This is a genomic window from Algorimicrobium echini (assembly GCF_900115185.1).
Taxonomy (GTDB): Bacteria; Bacteroidota; Bacteroidia; order Flavobacteriales; family Flavobacteriaceae; genus Algorimicrobium; species Algorimicrobium echini.
Map to the genome: position 1 here is coordinate 439,095 of NZ_FOVN01000002.1, position 21,277 is coordinate 460,371.

The window sequence follows — 21,277 nt, forward strand, 5'->3', positions numbered from 1 at the left end:
AACAGTCTGGCTTTTTTGTTAAATACATTTATCCAACCTATTAGTTCTTTAAAATTTTGTATTTTTAAGAAAAAGTAGATTTATGAAATTGCCATGGAGTATCCTTATTACACTCTGTTTATTTGCCAGTTGTAAAACACCCGAATCTGTTAGTCAGAATTCAGAAACTCAAGTAACAGAAAATCAAGACACTATTAAGCTTGTTAATGATGAATTAGAATATGAGGTCATTATTATTGAAGCTGGTTTTGACTCCTGGATGGCAAGACGTGCTAAACCCAAAAATTTTTACACTCAATCCTTTTTGGAAGCCAGAAACATCCAGTACGTTACAGAATGGAACAACCGAGTAGTATCTTCTAGATACAACAACAACTTGTATGAAATGAGTATTAATTACCAACAAGGCATAGATTATGGTTTTGAGGTTAATTATTTACTTTATCATTATTTTGTGTTTTTTGAGGAGAAGTATAAACAAAAATTAACCTCGCATATTCCTAGATTTTAAAGTATCTTTGCATGCAAATTTACAGTATGGAAAAATTCAAAAAATCCTGGGAAATTCAACATAACTGGCAATTACTTTTTCCTATAATTGGAATATTAGGTTTACTATATTCCTGTTATAAACTCGCTAAACTGTTACCTTTTTCAGAAAATTGGATTACGCTATTTATCTACACCGTTATTTTATTTAGTATCTTATTGAAAATAACATTATGGCTTTTTAAAAAATTGGAAAATCGTTGGGAAGTTACTTACAGATGGGAAATTATTCGCATTTTTATTGTATTTGCTGTAACAGGAAGCTCATCATTATTCATAGGTCGACCAATAATTGCTTTTTTAGGAATTACTAAAGAAAACTTAAATCCACTACTCTATTGGGTTTTATTTATTATTATTGGCCTAATTTTTTATCAAATTCTACTTATTTCATTTGGCTGGTTATTTGGACAGTTTCATTTTTTCTGGGAATTTGAAAAGAAAATGCTAAAACGATTCGGGTTAAAACGATTTTTAGATTAGTGAAAGAACTTAAGCAACATATTATTTTTAAAGGATTTACCGTACTTTTAGTATTGGTAATCTTACTTCCTGCTGCTGTAAAAATGGGTCACGTTTTTGAGAATCACAAGCATGAAGTCTGCTTAAATAAATCAACTACTCATTTTCATGCTTTAGATTTAGAGTGTGAATTTTACAAGTTTAAAGTTTCAAATCATTTTTTTCATATTCCTGAAAACTTCCATATTCTAGAAGTTGAGGAAAATCATGAAATAGCATCATCACAATACGTTTATTTAAGTCCTTTTCAACAACTTCATTTTTCCCTTCGTGGTCCACCTGTATTTAGTTAATACCTCATTTTACATTATTAACTAAAATACATTATACATGAAAACAATTTTAAATTTGTTGTTTTTATCCATGGCTATATGTGCTGTGGGTCAGAACAATGTTAATGGTATTGTTACCGATACCGAAACAGGCGAAGGTTTACCCTTTGTAAACATTTATTTTCCACAATTAGAAAAAGGAACCACTACCAGCGATACTGGTAAATTTAGCATAAACAATTTGCCATCAGGCACCTACGCTTTAGTCTGCTCTTATGTAGGGTATGAAACCAAATCTATGAATTTGGTTATTCCTATAACTGAACCGATTTCTATAAATTTAACGAGTTCTGCCATAGAAATGGAAGCCGTAATCATTTCTACACCCTTTCATAAGTTACAGAGTGATAATGTCATGAAAGTGGAACGACAAACTATTAAAGAACTAAAAGCCTCTGGTGCTGTAACTCTGGGCGAAGGCATTTCTAACATTGCAGGTGTTGAAGGTGTAAGTACAGGGTTAGGGATAACAAAACCCGTAATTCGTGGTTTAAGCTCTAATCGTGTATTAGTTTACACACAAGGTGTACGTTTGGAAAATCAACAATTTGGCGATGAGCATGGGCTTGGTTTAAGTGATGCTGGAGTTGAAAGTGTTGAAGTTATAAAAGGACCTGCTTCTTTGCTTTATGGTAGTGATGCACTTGGTGGTGTTTTATATATAAATCCAGAAAAATTTGCTCTTGAAAATTCGGCTAACGCTGATTTTGGAGGCACTTATTTTACCAATACCCAAGGGTATAACACAAATGCTGGTTATAAGGCATCTGGTGAGGCATTTAAAGTTTTATTCAGAGGAAGTGTAACTGAACATGCCGATTATAATACAGCCGATTATCGTGTGACAAATACACGTTTTAAAGAACAGGATTTCAAAGCCGGAGTTGGTTATCAATCAACAAACTTCAAAACAGATTTCCGCTATAACATCAATCATTCTAAAATTGGAATTCCAGAAGAAATTGGCGAGCAATCTACTAACAAAACTCCCTTATTACCTTATCAAGAATTAACAAATCATATTTTTAGCTCTCGATCAACCGTGTTTTTTAATAATTCGAAATTAGAATTTAATTTGGGATATATTTATAATGACCGAAGAGAGTTTGAGGATGAACACGAGCACGAGCACGACCATGACCATGAGAACGATCATGAAGAGGAAGGTGGTTTACATGAGGACGAAGAACATCACGATGATGACCATGACGCTTTACATCCTGCGCTTCAAATGAAACTAAAAACAGCTAATTATGACGTAAAGTACCACTTACCTATCATGGGTAAATTTGAAACCATTGTTGGTATTCAAGGTATGAACCAAATAAATACAAATTATGGTGAAGAAGAACTCATTCCGAATGCTACTACTAATGATTTGGGTATTTTAGCTATGTCTCATATACATTTCGAAAAATTTGATCTACAATTGGGAGCACGATATGACAACCGTTGGATTCAAATTGAAAATAATATAAACAAATCCTTTAACAGCTTTAACGGTGCCTTTGGTGTAAAAACAAATCTTTCTAAAAATATTACAGCGCGTTTAAATTTAGCCACAGGTTTTAGAGCACCTAATTTAGCGGAATTAACCTCGGATGGCGTACACCACGGAACCAATAGATATGAAGTTGGAAATATTGACCTAAAAAACGAACAAAACTTCCAAACTGATTTAGCTTTAGAGTTTAAAAGTGAGCATATTGAGTTTTTTGTTAATGGTTTTTATAACCATATTAATGATTACATCTATTTATCGCCAGATGGAACTTTTATTGACAGCGAGCCTGTATACAACTATGTTCAAGATAATGCAGCACTTTACGGTGGTGAAATTGGATTACATTTTCATCCACACCCTCTAGACTGGCTGCATTATGAGAGTAGTTTTGAAACAGTTACAGGAAAGCTAGATTCTGGAGATTATTTACCATTAATACCAGCAAATAGCTTAAATAACACCATTCGTGTAGAATTTGATGTAAAAGATTCAGCTAGCACCTATGCTTTTGTTAAACTACAATCTGTTTTTAACCAAGGAAATATAAGTGCTTTTGAAACACCAACTGATGGTTACAACTTATTAAGTGTTGGATTTGGTGGAAATTTAAAAGTTTTTAATAATGATTTATCCATTACAATATCAGGAACTAATTTAACGAATAAAACCTACATAAATCATCTGTCACGTTTAAAACCAGACGGTATTTTCAATATGGGACGAAATTTTAGTTTAGGTCTTACTTACTCCTTATAAGAGTTAAGAAAGCGACTGGTTAAAAAGTATTTAACTAATGTCCTGATGGGCAAACCTTGAAATTGACGAAAATATGCTTTAATATTTAAAATATTAAAACTACTATCAAGATAATATTTCAAGTTTAAGTTAACTTTTTAGCCAGTCTTTTTTATTCCTCAATTTGTTTTTTTTTTTTGCTTTTCAGCTTTAGATATGTAAAAGCTATAAAACCACATCACAGAAAAAGAAGGTATAAAATCTACTAACGGAAGTGCTTCTTCAACAAACGAGAATGCGGCCGCTATTTTACCTTTAGTTCCAGCATACATTTTACTCATTAAATAGGCTGATAAGGGAGCCCAGATAAAATCGAACGGAGGAAATATGTACGATACATATCCAAGGGCATCAAATAACAAACCAATCAGAAGTTTTTTTGATTTACTTAATTTCTCTAAATTCATATAGTATTAACTTATTCAACTTACAACACAAATAGTATTCCAAAAAAGAACAACCTCCATATGGAACTGTGTTCAAAATAAATACTATTTATAATTTGACACATGAAACCATGAACTGTTTGAAACAAAAGCGTTTTAATGCTATTAAAAATAGTGTTTTTAACGTTTAATTATGATTATTTTTTGATTGAGCCATTTAGATTTGCACCAAAAGTGTAACAACTTCATTTATTAATAGTCTTTTAAAAGCTATCAATACAATCAAAAAAAACCACATGAAATTCAGGCTATTTCCTCTCGTTTTCTCACTTTGTTATTTTTTTACTTTAGCTCAAGAGAAGAAAACCCTTAACATTACACGTACGGCAACGGCACCTAAAATAGATGGTGTTCTAGATGATGAATCATGGAATGATGTTGAAGAAGCTAAAGATTTTATACAATTCAGGCCAGAAATGGGTATAAAAGAAACGCCTGAAACACGAACGGTTGTTAAAATAACCTATGATGATGATGCTATTTATGTTGGAGCTTATCTGTATGACAACCCAAAGGATATCATGAGTCAATTAACCCGACGTGACGATTTTGGCCAATCAGATTTCTTTGGGTTTATTTTAAATCCTAATAACGACGGTCAAAACAATACAGAATTTTTTGTTTTTAGTTCTGGTGTTCAAGCTGATGCTATTGAATCGCCAGGAATTGGGGAAGACTTTGGGTGGAATGCCGTTTGGGACAGTGCTGTAAAGATAGTAGATGATGGTTGGATTGTAGAAATGAAAATACCTTACCGTACATTGCGGTTTTCAAACCAAGAAGTCCCTACTTGGGGTTTACAAATTCATCGGCATTACCGAAGAAATCGTTCACAATTTACTTGGAATCCAATAGATGTCACTAAAGGAAATGTAGGCATCTATAATGGAAACCTAAAGGGTTTAACCAATTTAGATCCTCCCACACGTTTAACATTCTATCCTTTTGTTTCTGGTATTGTAAATACCTTTGAAGGTGAAACAGAAACACAATTTAATGCTGGAATGGATTTAAAATATGGTATTACTGAAAATTTCACATTAGATGCCACGTTAATACCCGATTTTAGTCAAGCTGGATTTGATCGTGTGGTGTTAAATCTAGGACCATTTGAACAAACTTTTTCTGAACAACGCCAGTTTTTTACCGAAGGCGTTGATTTATTTACCAAAGGCGATTTGTTTTTCTCGCGACGGGTTGGAAATGAACCAACAGGCTCCGTTACATTAGGCCCAAATGAAGAAATTCAAGAGTATCCAAATCAGACTAAAGTTTTAAATGCTCTAAAAGTATCAGGAAGAACAAAAAACGGTTTGGGTGTAGGTATTTTTAATGCTATTACAGAAAAAACATATGCTAAAATTAATAATGTAGAAACCAATACAAGTCGTAAAGAATTGGTAGAACCGCTTGCAAATTATAATATTTTAGTAATAGATCAGCAATTTAATCAAAATTCATCGGTTAGTTTAATAAACACTAATGTAACAAGGAATGGTCATTTTCGAGATGCTAATGTTACTGGATTATTAGCTGATTTAACCACTAAAAAAAACACCTACAATTTAGAAGCCGAATTAAAAATGAGTAACGTAAATTTGGAATCCGGTACTGAAACGGGCTATAGTTACAAGTTAGAGTTCGCTAAAGTTTATGGAAACTGGCAATATTGGTTAGGTCATGAGTTTGCAGACGACACATATGACATTAATGATTTAGGTCTTCAGTTTAGAAACAATTTTAGCAATTTTGGCGTTGAAGGCTCCTACAGAACTTTCGAGCCAACTGGTATTTTTAACAGTTATAACTACAATGCATGGATAGATTATAACCGTTTATCAAACCCTAGTACCTATACAGGTAGTACTGTTGGTATTTCATTTTCTGGACAATTAAAAAGTTTAGATGGTTTAGGAGGAAATATTAGTTTACAACCTGGCAAACAATACGATTATTTTGAGCCGCGTGAAGAAGGACGCTACTTTATTTACGAAAACCGCCTAAATGGAAATATCTGGATTTCTTCCAATTATAATAGAAAGTTTGCCATTGATGCCAATATTGGAGGTGCTACTTTCTTTGAAGAAGGTAGAGAAACAAAGAATATTTGGTTTGGTATTAGTCCGAGAGTTCGTTTAAACGATAAAGTATTATTAATTTACTCATTAGACTATGATAAGGTGAATGACGATCGTGGATATGCTGATAGAACTGAAAATACTATTATATTCGGTAATCGCGATCAAAAAACACTTATAAATAGTATTACTGGCACTTATAGTTTTAACCCTTTTCATTCGTTAAACCTAACATTTAGAAATTATTGGAGCACTGTACTTTATGATGATAATATATATATATTACAAGAAAATGGGCGGTTATTTGAAACCAATATTTCATTTGAAGATGCTGGCTTGGAAAATCCAAATATTAACTTTAGTACCTGGAATTTGGATTTAAGCTATTCGTGGCAATTTGCACCTGGAAGCTTTTTAACAGCTTTATATAGAAATCAATTATTTAATTACGATTCGGAGGCGGAACTCAATTTCACTAATAATTTTGATAGACTACTTAACCAGCCTATCCAAAACTCATTTTCATTAAAGATTCAATACTTTATTGATTACAATAATGTCAAGAAAATTTTCAATAAGAAATCAAATTCATAATTGTAAAGCGTTGTTTAAAGTCTTACCTTGCTTACTCATTCTATTACAATGATTTTAGCAAAAAATATTCATAAATACTACGAAGATTTACACGTTTTAAAAGGTGTAGATCTTCATATAAAAGCAGGCGAAATTGTTTCAATTGTTGGTGCTTCAGGAGCTGGTAAAACAACACTTCTCCAAATTTTAGGCACATTAGATAAACCGTCTAAAAAAGAAGATTTTACTTTTGCAATAAACGAAACTGATATTCGTAATTTATCAGAAAAATCTCTAGCCAAATTTAGAAATGAAGAGATTGGGTTCATCTTTCAATTCCACCAATTATTGCCAGAATTTACGGCTATTGAAAATGTCTGCATTCCTGCTTATATCAAAAAAACTAACAAAACAGCTGCAGAAAAGCGTGCCACAGAATTATTGGATTTTTTAGGCCTGAAAGATCGCGCACAGCACAAACCCAACGAACTATCTGGTGGTGAACAACAACGTGTAGCTGTAGCTCGTGCTTTAATTAATAATCCGAAAATTATTTTTGCCGATGAACCTTCTGGGAATTTAGATAGCGAATCTGCTGAAAACTTACATAATCTGTTTTTTAAATTACGAGATGAATTTGGGCAAACCTTTGTTATTGTTACTCATAATGAAGATTTAGCAAATATGGCAGACCGTAAATTAACCATGATTGACGGACGGATTGTGAATGGTAATTAAAGCCTAAAACATAATTAGGTAGATTTTTTCTGTTTGTTTAAAGCCTTTTTTTATCATAAGTTTATAATGCACTTATCTGTACATCTAATATGCTTTTAATACTCTTTTCATGGATTTATATCATATTTACGAGTATGGTTTTTGGAATAAGTATAAATGGGGTTTTAAAAACAGATCCGTATCATTTAATAATTAGTGTTTTACATGGTTTGTTTGGCATCATGCTCTTCACAGGTTTTTGGGCTGTTGTACTTCCCGTCAGTGTTTTTTTTCATGTGGCTTTATTAATAACAACCTGTACATTACTGCATTTTAACTGGGATAATATAAAGTCCTCTTTACAGAATTTCTTTCAGGAGGTAAAAAGTTTATCTGTATTTTTTAAAAGTTTATTAGTTATAATTACTCTCCTCATAATAGCACAATGTGCTTCTGCTCCTTTTCTAGTTGATAATGAAACGTATTACATTCAAACCATAGCTTGGCTAAATGAATATGGATTTGTTAAAGGTTTGGTGAATTTACACTTATTTTTAGGACAAACTTCCGGTTGGCACATACTACAAAGTGCGTTTAGCTTTAGCTTTTTAACAGATGCTCTTAACGATTTAAGTGGATTGGCCTTACTTTTAGGAAATATTTACGCCTTAACCAAAATAAACAGCTATTTAAAATCGGAAAACACTAACAAATGGTATTTATTTATTGGTTTGTTACCTATTGTTAATTTCTTACTCTTTCAATTTATAAGTGCGCCTTCACCAGATTTGGCAATTTATGTACTTTCAATAATTGTATTTTATCTATTTATAATCTTATATGACTTCTATCAGAAGAATATATTTATTTCATTAATTTTACTAACAAGCTTTATGGTGTGTATCAAACTCACCGCTTTACCATTTCTCATTTTTCCACTTGCTACTTATGTTAAATATTATAAACAAACCCGTTTTTTAAACATCAAAATATTTTCGATTTTAGGAGTTTCAGCGTGCTTATTAGTTACGAAAAATGTAATAATTACTGGAAATCCGCTGTACCCTTTCTTGGGTATGGATAGTTTTAAAACAAGTTGGCATCTTCCAAAACCAATTGTAATCTATTTTAAAGAGTATGGCTTGGCTTATGGTTATCACATGGAGCCTGATTTTTTTGCAGAAACATCTTTTTTAGTACACATGAAGCATTGGTTATTTGCATCTGGAATCCATGGTGTAACTAATAAAACAATAATGATTCTTTTAGTGATTTTACCCTTTATCATTAAAAAATGGTTTCACCAAAAAGCCTATTGGGTTTTCTATATAACACTTGTTTTAACAATGGTAGTTTTATGGAACACATCGCCACAATACCGGTTCTTTTTACCATTCATTTTGATTTCTGGTTTAATGATTTTAAGTATTATTAACTTGAAAAAGAGTGCTATTAAAACCATTTATATTGTCAGCACTATTTTAGTCTTTATAACTGTATTTCTGCCGATAAACAAACAAGCTTTTACAGAGAACACACAACACCAACAAACTTCTATATTTAAAATAGATTATATTTTAACACCACATAATAACAGTAAATTCCCTGTTGAATATGATGCTAAAATAATTGGGAACACACCTATTAATACGCCAAAAAACACCGATTTTTTCTGGGAAACGGGTAACACGCCAATTCCAGCTGTTAGCAATGCACAGTTAAATTATTTTAAGGAATATTTTTTTGTAGTACCACAACTGCGAACCGAACGACTTCAAGACGGATTCTACAGTAAAAAAAATTTAACCAAATAAAAGGTTACCATTAGCGATATTCTGGGTTTTCAAAATCCCATCGTGTACCATCATCCCAGTCTTCTCGAGAATTCCCATATTTAGGATAGCCGTTTTGCGCTTTCAACATCTGCGCTAAATGCAACATATTATAAGTCATAAATGTGGTATTTCTATTGGTAAAATCGCTATCAAAGCCCACTGGTGGGTTAATTTTTTCATCTTGCCATTCTGTATCGCCATAACTTGGCCCAGGACCAACTTCGCCAATCCAACCACAGTCTGCTTGAGGTGGTATAGAATAGCCTACATGTTGCAAAGCATATAAAATACCCATGGCACAATGTTTAACGCCATCTTCGTTACCAGTAACCAAACATCCACCTACTTTTCCATAAAAAATATACTGTCCTTTTTCATTAGTTTTCCCACTCATAGCATATAACCGTTCTATAAGTTTTTGAGCTTCTGATGATTTTTCTCCTAGCCAAATAGGCGTGCCAACAATTAAAATATCAGCATCCATTACTTTTTTAAACAATTCTGGCCAATTATCCGTTTGCCATCCATGTTCAGTCATGTCTGGATAAATGCCTACAGCAACGTCTTGATCTATAAAACGAATAACCTCTGTAGTTACCCCTTCTCTGTCCATAATATTTCTAGAGACATTTATAAGTGTTTCTGTATGACTTTTTTGCGGTGACTTTTTTAAAGTACAATTAATAAATAAGGCTTTTAAACCTTTAAAATCTGGTTTTTTCATATTGAATAGCTTTTTCAAAAAGATACAAAATGTTTTTGAATTCTAACCGAAAGCAACCTTTTACGAAATGAAACAGACCAAACACGTATTCTAATTAGCATACTTCTGCAATAAACAATAATTTGGTTGTATCAAGAAACCTTAAAGAGTTGGGTTAATTTGACCCTAATTTCCGTTAATTAGGAACGAATCAAATTCTTAAAAATGTGAGAGTCTACGCTTTTTTAAGTGTTGACAAAAAGTCAATAGACTAAAAATTCTTTAAGGTTTTTATTTTAAGCTATTTAGAATAAAGTCGATAGTTGTATTTGTATTTTTATTAGTCTGATAAGAATCCGTAAAATGTTTGGATGTAACTGCCAATCCTAATTCTTGCAATCTGTAAATTACAGCTGCATACTCTAATGTTACTTTTCCTGTTAATAACACATCTAAATCGCCATCATTTTGAGCGTATTGATAAACCTTTTTCAATCCCGATAAATACAAGTGGTCTTTGGTAAAACCTCCACCTCTATGCACACGCAAAGTAATGGTAAATGCACCATCCCGTTTCACCTTATATTGGCTATGAAGTAAATCGAACGTATCTGAAAAACTATAACCTTTTGCTAATGAGTCTGCTGCAATTACCCGATAAGCCAATTCTTTCAGACGTTTCATGGTTAAACAACCAGACATATATTCTGAATAAACGGCTAAACCTTCTTGTGTTTCTACATTATTTGGAAAACCACTGGAAAATATTTTTAAGGGCTGACTTAATCCATTAAACGTCGTTACCATGTGCACGCCAACTTCGTGATTTGCAAGTACTTCTAACTGATTTTTACTAAATTTATGATTCTTTTTAAGCAGTAAAGTTTGCGTATTATTTTGAACCATGGCTGCTGCTGAAATATTTGTCGAAAATTTTAGATTATAAGAAAAATCATAACGCTTGGAAAAATCTTCAAAATATGTTTGAGCCTCGTGAACACTGTATTTAGATATTAAATCTTCCGAAGGTTCATCATCATCAAAACGTAAAATAAATTTAGCATTTTCAATATCTTTTTCGGTTGGTGTCCCAAAACTCTTCAAACTATTAAAGTAAAATTTTCGCCCTTGATTTATAGTATCTATACATTCTATTTTTCCCGAATACTCATAAATTATATCTTCATATAATTGTCTAATATCATTATCTTCAATGCGTTCCAAACGTTGTGAGAAAAACAATCTGTGTAATTTATAACCATTAAATTTTACTTTTGGGTATTTAAAATTAGGCTCATAAGTATATTTTGAAGCGAAAAATTGCTTTTTTTCACTCTCTATATTTAAAGGATTTATATAGTTTAATAGTTCAATTTTTTTTACCAATCGGTTCAAATTGGTATCAATTTCAAATAAATCTTGATAATTGTTAGTCATAATTGCTGTTTCGTTTATTTTGAAATGTGCTTTAAAAATTCAGTGGCTTGCTCTGGAATAGACACTTTTAATTGATTTGCAATTGCATCTACTACTTCAGGATAAATAATTTGTTGGTACTCATCGCCATAAACTTTAGCAATTTCTGTAGCAAGCACCAAGGTGTTTTTAAAATTTTGAGTAATATATTTTAAAAAGTAGCCATTACCTTGAAAGGTATCATTAATGTTAGCTGTTTGCAAAGTCTTGTTTGGAAACTGAATTTGCGACAAACGTTTTCGCCATGATTCAACCAAAAAGCCAAAACGTTTATTATCAATATTACTGGTTCCTAAATTCCATGTTGGAACCTCTCTATTCCAGCGTTTCCAGTTATAACTGTGCATATCGAAAACAATACAGCAGTTATGTTTTTCTTCTATTTTCTGAATTAATGCTGAAACCACTCTATAAAAATTAGCATGTTTTTTTAAACTTTTAGCTTTCATAGGAATTGGAAGTGGTTGTTTCCATAACTGTTTTCCCCAAGCCGTTTCAAAAACAGCTTCTTCAGGTGGCCGATTTAAATCGTACTCAAAACGCGAATCACAACCTGCAACAACAATAGGATGCGATTCAATCATGGCTTTAGTAGCAGGATCTTCCTCATACCAACGTTCATAAGCTGAATGGAGACAATTATCCCAAAGTTCGGTTCTAAATTGATGACCATCATGAATAGCTGAACATACATAATGTACATAGGAATCAATTTTTAAAGTCAATGCATAATCATCAGAAACCGCGTGAAAACAGTCTTCATTTTTAATTTTTTTAATGATGGCTTCAATAGATAATTTTTCCATATTACATTTTATTCTGGTATTAAACTTCCCCATTCTGTCCATGAACCATCATAAACAGTCAAATTTTGATAGCCTAACAAGGTAGCCGCCAATGCTAAAACACAAGCGGTTATTCCTGAACCACAGGAAAATGTGAGTGCATCATTTGGTTTTGCTATTTTAGAAAAAATAGTCTGTAATTCAGCTTCAGATTTCATAACACCAGAGTTTAACAAATTTTCAAAAGGAATATTAACGGAATTGGGAATGGTACCGCGACGCAAACCCACACGTGGCTCATCAACCATACAACGAAATCGAGCTTCTGAACGTGCATCAACCACTAATCGCTGATTTGTTTTCACATGCTGCTGCATATCTTTGAAAAAGACCATTTGTTCTTGGGGTTTTTTCGCTTTAAAATTACCAGCTGTTTTTAAAGTTTCATAGTTGTTTGAAACCTGAAATCCTGCTTTTTTCCAAGCTGGTAAACCACCATCTAAAACAGCTACATTATCAAATCCAAAAGCTTTAAATAACCACCAAACACGAGGACTTGAATAAACTCCTTTATCATCATAAACAACAATTAAGCTATCTTGATTAATGCCTAATTTTTGAGCTTCATGTTGAAATTGTTTAAGTTCTGGAAACGTAGTTGGAAAAGGAGCAGACACATTACTAAACTTTTGTTTCAAATTGAAAAACAGGGCTGTTGGAATAATTTCTTTATAAGCTATAACATCTAATTCTGTCGCTTTTGGAATAGTTGCATCTAAAACTATCAGATTTTTAGCATCTAAATTTTGGCATAACCAGTTTACAGAAACTAATGGTTTTTCAAGTTTTGAAAGCAGCATAGTGATAATTTTAACTAAAAACCATTAAGCTTCTTCAACCGTTTTTCGCAAGCGCGATCTTCTATTGAAAGCTTCTACATTATCAAGAACCTTACTCTCTAGAAAGTCAATAACCTTCTCTTCTACCCGATATTTATTCTTATAAACTTTGTTTATATAAGTAATTCCACCTGGCGACATGACATTTACTTCCACCAACTTTCCGCCTATAACGTCAATGCCAACAAAATACAATCCATCTTTTACCAATTTGGGTCCAATTTGTTTACATAGTGCTTTTTCAGCTTTTGTTAAAGTGTGTTTTTGAACCGAACCACCAGCCGACACATTAGAACGATGATCGTCCTTCCCTGGAACACGTTTCATAGCGCCAATAGGCTCGCCATTAAGCATTAAAATGCGCACATCACCTTCATCTGCACCTTCAATATAATCTTGAAGAATGACATAGTTGGAAGTTCCATCGCTACTATTTATATAAAAATCTAAAAGCGAATTGATATTACTCATGGCCGATTTTTCTATAAGAATTACACCAGACCCTCCAAAACCATTTAATGGCTTGATTATCATTTTATCAGCTTTTGACTCCTTGATTTGTCGCACTAAATAGTTCTTATTTTTAGATACGTGTGTATTTGGTATAATATTACTATGAGCATCACCAAAAGCGGCCGTATACAATTTATTATTGGCCTCACGCATACCTTCTAATGAATTTATAATAAACACATCGTCTTTAACTGAATCTAAAAAATTAAGCATTATTGGATCCAAAGGCGGATTTGCACGAAAGAAAATAGCATCAAAACCTGCTAGTGGCAACATTTCTTCCCGTCTTTCTGCTTTTTTATAAAACGCCTTTAAAGATGCTGGAACTTTATCCATGCGACTAATAACCGTACAAAACGCATTAGTTACACTATTGCGGATAGTTAAATTTGCAGGCGAACACAGAGCAACACCATGACCACGTTTAACACATTCTTTTATCAAAGCGAGGCTAGTATCATTTTCCGGGTCGATATTTTCCCAAGGATACATTAAAAAACAAACATTCATAATATTGACTCTGAATTAATTACTGACTAAAAATAAGTAAGAAAACTTATTTTACTCATTTTTTTTAGTATAATTATCATCCCAATTTTTAACTTCAGGCTCACCTAGTTTATCTACAGATTTTGCAACCATCATGGAAACTGCAGCATCACCTGTTATGTTTACCGTAGTTCTACACATATCTAACGGTCTATCTACCGCAAAAATTAACGCTAATCCAGCTTCAGGAATTCCTGCTTGTGCCAAAACAATTACAAGCATGACCATACCGGCTCCTGGAACAGCAGCACTACCAATGGACGCTAATGTTGCGGTGGCAATAATACCTAATTGCACTCCAAAACTTAAATCCATACCAAAGGCTTGGGCTATAAAAACAGCTGCAACAGCTTGATACAAACTAGTTCCATCCATATTAATGGTTGCACCAATAGGCAACACAAAACTGGTAACCTCTTCATCGACACCTAAATGTTCCTCTACGCGCTCCATAGTTACTGGCAAGGTTGCTGCACTACTACTGGTTGAAAAACCTAATAATTGAGCTGGAGCAATTCCGTTGAAGAAAAATTTTGGAGTTCTTTTGGTAACAATAAATACTAAAAGTGCATAAACAGCCATCATAAGTGCCAAGCCTAAAACCACACAAAATGCATACCACCCAAGGGCTTTAAATAAATCAGCACTCGGTGCTTCCACAACCAAAGCGGCTAATAATGCAAATACGCCATATGGTGCAGCAAGCATAATTAAATCAATGAGTTTGAGAATCACTTCATTGAAACTATCAAAAAACTGTTTTACAGGCTCTGACTTTTCTTCAGGAATTAAAATCAGTCCTAAACCAAATAAAATAGCAAAGAATATTACCTGCAACATATTACCATTGTCACTAGCTGCTTTAAAAATATTGCTTGGAACAAGATCTTCTAAAGCTTGTAATGGTCCAGCATTTTTTTGCTTTTCGGCATCGGCTATTTTACCATCGGCATCAGCTTTATAGCTTTCTACTAGTTCCGTTCGTGTTTCTGGTGAAATAGATTTTCCAGGCTTTACTATATTTACAACAGCCAAACCTATAGATACAGCAATTAGTGTTGTAAAGATGTAAATTCCAATGGTTCGACCTCCCATTTTTGACAATTTAGAAATATCTTTTAAGTCAGAAACGCCCTTTATTAAAGAAGCTAATATTAGAGGTACTGCTATAAGTTTCAATAAATTAATAAAAATGGTGCCAAAGGGTTTTACCCAATCTGTAATTATTTGACTTCCAAATTCGAATTTGGACATCAGTAAGGCAAAAGCAACACCTAAAACCATTCCAAGAATAATTTGCCAATGTAATGCGAGTTTCTTCATATATTCTTATTCTAAATCGTTAAATTACTGTATTAATATACTTTATTCAATAAAAAATAATCGGCTAACACCAGCGCTGCCATTGCTTCTACAATGGGCACTGCTCTTGGAACAACACATGGATCATGACGTCCTTTGCCTTGCATTTCAACTAATTCGCCACTAGAATTAAGAGCTTCTTGTTTTTGAATTACTGTTGCCACTGGTTTAAAAGCTACACGGAAATAAATATCCATACCATTGCTTATACCACCTTGAATACCTCCAGACAAGTTTGTTTTGGTTGAACCATCATCATGAAATAAATCGTTATGTTCAGTCCCTGTCATTTTAGCGCCACAGAAACCACTACCATATTCAAAACCTTTTACGGCATTTATAGATAGCATGGCTTTTCCTAATTCAGCATGAAGTTTATCAAAAACAGGTTCGCCTAAACCAACAGGCACATTTTGCAAAACACAGGTTATAGTTCCACCTATGGTATTGCCTTCTTTTCGAATGGCTTTAATTTTATCTATCATACGGTTTGCTGTTTCTGCATCAGGACAGCGTATAACATTTGATTCAATTTTTGAAAAATCCAGATCTTGATAAGGTTTTTCCAAAAAAATATCACCAACAGAAGACGTGTAGGCCTGAATTTTAACTGACTTTAAAACCTGTTTTGCTAGTGCACCAGCTACTACACGAGAAGCCGTTTCTCGTGCAGAACTTCGACCTCCACCACGATAATCGCGAATGCCATATTTTTGGTCGTAGGTATAATCTGCATGGCTTGGACGGTACACATCTTTAATGTGTGAATAGTCCTTGGATTTCTGATTGGCATTTTTAATCGTAAAACCAATTGGTGTCCCTGTCGTTTTTCCTTCAAAAATTCCTGATAAAAATTCAACCGTATCAGGTTCTTTACGTTGTGTAACGATTTCAGACTGTCCAGGTTTTCGCCTGTTTAATTCCTGTTGGATAGCTTCAAAATCAACTTCCAACCCAGGAGGACAACCATCAATAATTCCACCAATGGCTAAACCATGCGATTCGCCAAAGGTTGTTAATTTAAATAAATTTCCAAAGGAATTTCCTGCCATACAATTAATTTTTGTAGCTAATGTAATTGTATTATCACAGAAACAAAAATTGAATTTTAATTAACATGAAATTAAAAAGACCTAACACCTAACAATTACTTAACAAATTCCTCACAATTAAATAATTACAACGTGACTTTAAATTAATTTTCGCACCTGATATTTGCATCATAATATTATAACTTTGAAACTCAAACGAAAAGTAGAAATTGCCGTTATTTCAGATGTCCATTTAGGAACTTATGGATGTCATGCTAAACAGTTATTAACCTATTTGAATAGTATAAACCCAAAAAAACTTATTCTAAATGGTGATATCATTGATATTTGGCAATTTAATAAACGATACTTTCCAAAATCGCATTTAAAAGTCATAAAAAAAATAATGACCATGGCTGCAGAGGGTATTCAAGTTATTTATATAACTGGAAACCATGATGATATGCTACGCAAGTTTAGTAATACAACAATTGGAAACATATCTATTGTTGATAAAATAGTTTTGGAACTAGATGGCAAAAAAGCATGGTTTTTTCATGGTGATGTATTTGATGCTTCAATACAGAATGCACGTTGGTTAGCAAAATTAGGCGGTTATGGTTACGATTTTTTAATTATTATAAACAGATTAATAAATTGGTTTTTAGTTAAACTAGGAAAAGAAAAGTATTCACTTTCTAAAAAAATTAAAAACAGTGTAAAAGGTGCTTTAAAATATATTAGTGATTTTGAGCATATAGCCATGGATTTAGCCATTGAAAACGATTATGACTATGTAATATGCGGACACATTCATCAACCAAAAATGCAACAAAAAGAAACAAAAAAAGGCAAAACAACCTACTTAAACTCGGGTGATTGGGTTGAAAACTTTACCGCTTTAGAATACCAATTTAAACGTTGGAAAATATACAATTATAACCATGATAAGCTCATTCCTTTTTTTGCCGATAGTGATGTTAAAGAGATGGAAGTAACCGATTTAATTGCCGCTATTACAATTTTTAATACGAAACAAAAAAAATCAAATTAGTGCTTGTTTTAAAATACTGATGGGATGACTCACTATGCGTCCAGTTCCATCCATTATTTGGTGTCGGCAACTTGTACCATTTGCCGAAATAATAGTATCCTTACAAGCGTTTCTAATAGCTGGAAAAAGGGTTTGCTCTCCTATTTGCATACTCACTTCGTAATGTTCTTTTTCGTAACCAAAACTACCTGCCATTCCACAACAACCACTAGGAATAATTGTCACGCTATAATTTTTAGGTAAATTCAATATATCAAAACTTGTTTTTTGGTTGCTTAATGCTTTTTGATGGCAATGACCATGAAACTTAATGGTTTTTTTATCTGTTGTAAATTGTTCTGACTTAATATTTCCTAAAATAATTTCGTTTTGAAGGAATTCCTCAATTAAAAAGCAATTTTTAGCAAGTTTTTTAGCTGACTCTTTATTGTTTGCTAATTTGATATATTCATCTCGAAACGTTAAAATAGCGGATGGCTCAATACCAATCAAAGGTGTTGTTTCTGATATGACTTTAGAAAAAATAGACAGGTTCTTATTGGCAATTTTTTGAGCTTGTTCAAGAAACCCTTTCGATAAAAAAGCACGCCCAGATTCTTTATGTTTAATATGCTTTACCTCATAATTTAAAGCGTGTAAAAGCTGCAACGCATCTTGACCTATTTCGGAGTCCAAATGATTTGTAAATTCATCATTGAAAAAATAAACTGTTTTTATTTTATTGCTTCTATTAGATTGTTTTAGTGTATTTTGAATATGATTATTTAAACTAACACTTGAAACAAGTGGCAAATTTCGTTTTGTTGCTATTCCTAATAATTTTTTAATACTGGAACTTGTATATTCATTTGAAAACATAAAATTAGTTATACTTGAAAAACGACTTCCATAGGAATTCAATAGGTTATTATAAGCAAACATTTTAGTTCGTAAACTGCTTCCGTTTTCTTTTTGGTATTGATATTCAAATTCCGCTTTCAAACTTGCCACATCCACACTGCTCGGACATTCACTTGCACATGCTTTACAACTCACACACAAATCGAAGACCTCCTTTAGTTCCTCATGATTAAACCTATTAGCTTTGTTAGAAGTGGTTAAAAATTCACGCAAGGCGTTAGCTCGAGCTCGTGTGGTATCTTTTTCATTTCTGGTAGCGCGATAACTAGGACACATGGTTCCTCCAAATTCAGGCAGTTTTCTGCAATCACCAGAACCATTGCACTTTTCAGCTTCCCGTAAGATTCCTAATGACGCCGAAAAATCTAAAACTGTTTTAATTTCAGGTTCTTCGCGCCCAGTTTTATAACGCAAATTTTCATCCATTGGAAAAGCATCGACTATTTTTCCAGGATTAAAAATAGTATTTGGGTCGAACGTATTTTTGATGCGTTTAATAATAGCATAATTTGCCTCACCTATCATTAATGGAATAAATTCTGCCCTTACAATACCATCACCATGTTCTCCACTCATGGAACCTTGATAGGATTTCACAAGTTTGGCCACATCGGTAGTAATTTTACGGAATAAAACGACATCCTCCTTTTGTTTCAAGTTTAAAATTGGTCGTAAATGCAACTCACCCGCACCTGCATGAGCATAATATACTGCCTTTTGATTATAGCTAGTCATGAGTTTGGTAAAATCTGAAATATAATCAGCTAAATCAGATAATGCTACTGCTGTATCTTCAATACAGGCGGCCGATTTCTTATCGCCAATGATATTTCCTAATAATCCCAATCCGGCTTTTCGTAATTCCATAGCCTGATTAATATGTTCGCCCTTAAGGACAACTTGCGCATAGCATAAACCCAGTTTGGTAACTGTTTCCTGTAATTTTTGGACTTGTTCTAATAAATCTGATACCGAGTTTGCACGCACTTCACACATTAAAATAGCTTCTGGGTCTCCTGCTACAAACTGTCTGTTTTCTTGCTGGTTTTTATTGTGTTTTGTTAAATCTAGAATGGTTTTATCCATCATTTCGCAAGTGTGCAAATCATGCTGCATAACGGTTTCAACAGTTTGCAGGCAAGATTCGATAGACTCAAAATGCAAGCATACTAATGCTGAATTTATCGGAGGCAATTCGTCTAATTGCAAGGTTATTTCTGTAGTAAATGCTAAAGTTCCTTCGCTTCCAGATAATAATTGACACATGTTAAAGCGTTTATCTGAAATGGTAAACACATCTGAATCAATTAACTTATCAAGAGCATATCCCGTGTTTCTTCTATGAATTTCTGGTTTTGGAAATTCTTTTAATATTTCTGATTGAACTGATTTCGATATAAGTTCCTCAAAAATAGATTTATAAATGCGCCCTTCTAATGTAGGCAAAAGTGTTTTTTTATGAAATTCTTCTTTTGAAATTGCTGAAAATACAGCTTCACTACCATCACTTAAAATGGTGCGAAGTGTTTTCACTTTATCTCGCGTTACACCAAATTGAATGGAGGTTGTTCCTGATGAATTATTACCAACCATACCGCCAATCATACACCTGTTTGATGTGGAAGTATTTGGCCCAAAAAACAAGCCATGAGGCTCCAAATAGTTGTTCAATGCATCCCGAACAACGCCAGGTTGCACCGTTATGGTTTTTGCTGCTTTGTTGAAACTTACAATCTGATTAAAATATTTGGACACATCAACAACAATTCCTGTTCCTACACATTGTCCTGCTAAAGACGTTCCTGCAGTTCTAGGTATTAAAGATGTTTTATGCTTTTCAGCAAATTGAATAAGTATTTTAAGGTCTTCATTATCTTTTGGATACGCTATAGCCAACGGTAGCAAACGATAAACAGAGGCATCGGTTGCATATAGTGATTTCATTAAATTATCAAAAAACAATTCGCCTTTTAAACGTTCTTTTAATGCTAATAAATACGGCTTCAATATGTTAAGAATTTAGATCACATTAAAGCTAATAAGAATTTCAATATATTAGGAGTTTTAACGTTATTTTTGCATTTAATATAGGCTAATATTTTATATTAAACGTAGATATAACAATTAAACAAATATGAAAATTATGAAAAATACATGCATGGCTATTTTAGTCGGATTAGGTTTAACTGCAACAGGATTTGCACAAGAAATTTCGAAAAATGCTATTGGTTTACGTTTAGGAGATAGCGATGGGTTTGGAGCAGAAGTGTCTTATCAACGTGCAATTGGCGATAATAATCGTTTGGAATTTGATTTTGGTTGGCGAGATGGCAATAATTATGACGGCTTTAAATTGGCAGGTTTGTACCATTGGGTTTGGAATATTGAAGGCGGTTTTAATTGGTATGCAGGTCCTGGTTTAGGCTTTGGTGCTTATAGTTTTGAAAACCCAGGACGCAAAGATGAGAATGATGCGTTTGTATTTTTAGCAGGTAATATTGGTATTGAATATAGTTTTGACTTTCCGTTATTACTGTCTTTAGATTTCAGACCTGAATTAGGATTTGGTGATGACGTTTATGATAATAACGATTTAGATTTTGACATTGGACTTGGTGTTAGATATCAATTTTAAAAGTTCAGAACGAAACAAT

The 21,277-nt window shown here is 33.1% G+C and carries 18 protein-coding genes; 9 read left to right on the top strand and 9 right to left on the bottom strand.

What is annotated here, in order from left to right; genetic code table 11:
* Positions 1–82: 82 nt before the first annotated feature.
* The 4 genes from BM239_RS08170 to BM239_RS08185 are packed head-to-tail and all read left to right on the top strand — an operon-like array spanning position 83 to position 3,663.
* The gene (locus BM239_RS08170) at positions 83–511 is read left to right on the top strand and encodes a DUF6146 family protein (RefSeq protein ID WP_092207341.1); all 429 of its coding nucleotides are present in this window, start codon (positions 83–85) and stop codon (positions 509–511) included.
* A gap of 26 nt (positions 512–537) precedes the next feature.
* Positions 538–1,032, top strand: coding sequence for a DUF6787 family protein (locus BM239_RS08175; RefSeq protein ID WP_092207343.1), 495 nt, complete (start codon positions 538–540; stop codon positions 1,030–1,032).
* Positions 1,032–1,364 (top strand): hypothetical protein, encoded by a 333-nt coding sequence (locus BM239_RS08180; protein ID WP_245758210.1) that lies wholly within the window; start codon positions 1,032–1,034, stop codon positions 1,362–1,364. Before BM239_RS08175 ends, BM239_RS08180 begins: the two co-directional genes overlap by 1 nt.
* A gap of 37 nt (positions 1,365–1,401) precedes the next feature.
* A complete protein-coding gene (locus BM239_RS08185; RefSeq protein WP_092207345.1) occupies positions 1,402–3,663 on the top strand; it encodes a TonB-dependent receptor in 2,262 nt (753 codons plus the stop codon).
* A 158-nt stretch (positions 3,664–3,821) separates the two neighbouring features.
* Here the strand turns inward: BM239_RS08185 and BM239_RS08190 are convergent, their stop codons facing one another.
* Positions 3,822–4,109 carry a hypothetical protein gene (locus tag BM239_RS08190; protein WP_092207347.1) on the bottom strand — a complete coding sequence of 96 codons (288 nt, stop codon included), beginning with the start codon at positions 4,107–4,109 and terminating at the stop codon, positions 3,822–3,824.
* A gap of 275 nt (positions 4,110–4,384) precedes the next feature.
* Here BM239_RS08190 and BM239_RS08195 point away from each other — a divergent pair, with 275 nt between their 5' ends.
* The 3 genes from BM239_RS08195 (at position 4,385) to BM239_RS08205 (ending at position 9,330) form a co-directional block, all read left to right on the top strand.
* Positions 4,385–6,820, top strand: coding sequence for a DUF5916 domain-containing protein (locus BM239_RS08195; RefSeq protein WP_092207349.1), 2,436 nt, complete (start codon positions 4,385–4,387; stop codon positions 6,818–6,820).
* A gap of 48 nt (positions 6,821–6,868) precedes the next feature.
* A complete protein-coding gene (locus BM239_RS08200; protein WP_092207351.1) occupies positions 6,869–7,537 on the top strand; it encodes an ABC transporter ATP-binding protein in 669 nt (222 codons plus the stop codon).
* A gap of 89 nt (positions 7,538–7,626) precedes the next feature.
* Entirely contained in the window at positions 7,627–9,330 is a 1,704-nt protein-coding gene (locus BM239_RS08205) for an LIC_10190 family membrane protein (RefSeq protein WP_143094907.1), read from the top strand.
* A 10-nt stretch (positions 9,331–9,340) separates the two neighbouring features.
* Here BM239_RS08205 and BM239_RS08210 read toward each other — a convergent pair whose 3' ends face one another.
* The 7 genes from BM239_RS08210 to aroC all read right to left on the bottom strand — a co-directional run bounded on the left by BM239_RS08210 (position 9,341) and on the right by aroC (position 16,690).
* Positions 9,341–10,075, bottom strand: coding sequence for a flavodoxin family protein (locus BM239_RS08210; protein WP_092207355.1), 735 nt, complete (start codon positions 10,073–10,075; stop codon positions 9,341–9,343).
* Between the two features lie 270 nt (positions 10,076–10,345).
* Positions 10,346–11,491 carry a peptidase MATCAP family protein gene (locus BM239_RS08215; RefSeq protein WP_092207357.1) on the bottom strand — a complete coding sequence of 382 codons (1,146 nt, stop codon included), beginning with the start codon at positions 11,489–11,491 and terminating at the stop codon, positions 10,346–10,348.
* 14 nt (positions 11,492–11,505) lie between these two features.
* Positions 11,506–12,336 carry an N-formylglutamate amidohydrolase gene (locus tag BM239_RS08220; RefSeq protein WP_092207548.1) on the bottom strand — a complete coding sequence of 277 codons (831 nt, stop codon included), beginning with the start codon at positions 12,334–12,336 and terminating at the stop codon, positions 11,506–11,508.
* Positions 12,337–12,344: 8 nt separating this feature from the next.
* Positions 12,345–13,175: a sulfurtransferase gene (locus BM239_RS08225; protein WP_092207359.1), complete on the bottom strand. Its 831-nt coding sequence runs from the start codon at positions 13,173–13,175 to the stop codon at positions 12,345–12,347.
* Between the two features lie 24 nt (positions 13,176–13,199).
* Positions 13,200–14,237 (bottom strand): glutathione synthase, encoded by a 1,038-nt coding sequence (gene gshB, locus BM239_RS08230; protein ID WP_092207361.1) that lies wholly within the window; start codon positions 14,235–14,237, stop codon positions 13,200–13,202.
* 51 nt (positions 14,238–14,288) lie between these two features.
* The gene (locus BM239_RS08235) at positions 14,289–15,599 is read right to left on the bottom strand and encodes a dicarboxylate/amino acid:cation symporter (protein WP_092207363.1); all 1,311 of its coding nucleotides are present in this window, start codon (positions 15,597–15,599) and stop codon (positions 14,289–14,291) included.
* Between the two features lie 32 nt (positions 15,600–15,631).
* Entirely contained in the window at positions 15,632–16,690 is a 1,059-nt protein-coding gene (aroC, locus tag BM239_RS08240) for a chorismate synthase (protein WP_092207365.1), read from the bottom strand.
* Between the two features lie 184 nt (positions 16,691–16,874).
* On the opposite strand from aroC, the gene BM239_RS08245 reads away from it, so the two are divergent.
* On the top strand, positions 16,875–17,723 hold the full coding sequence (locus BM239_RS08245) for a UDP-2,3-diacylglucosamine diphosphatase (RefSeq protein ID WP_092207367.1): 849 nt from the start codon (positions 16,875–16,877) through the stop codon (positions 17,721–17,723).
* Here BM239_RS08245 and BM239_RS08250 read toward each other — a convergent pair.
* Positions 17,715–20,567, bottom strand: a complete 2,853-nt coding sequence (locus BM239_RS08250; RefSeq protein WP_092207550.1) for an FAD-binding and (Fe-S)-binding domain-containing protein — start codon at positions 20,565–20,567, stop codon at positions 17,715–17,717. The two genes, BM239_RS08245 and BM239_RS08250, sit on opposite strands and share 9 nt — an antisense overlap.
* A 199-nt stretch (positions 20,568–20,766) precedes the next feature.
* On the opposite strand from BM239_RS08250, the gene BM239_RS08255 reads away from it, so the two are divergent.
* Positions 20,767–21,258, top strand: a complete 492-nt coding sequence (locus tag BM239_RS08255) for a hypothetical protein (RefSeq protein WP_092207552.1) — start codon at positions 20,767–20,769, stop codon at positions 21,256–21,258.
* The last annotated feature ends 19 nt before the right edge of the window (positions 21,259–21,277 follow it).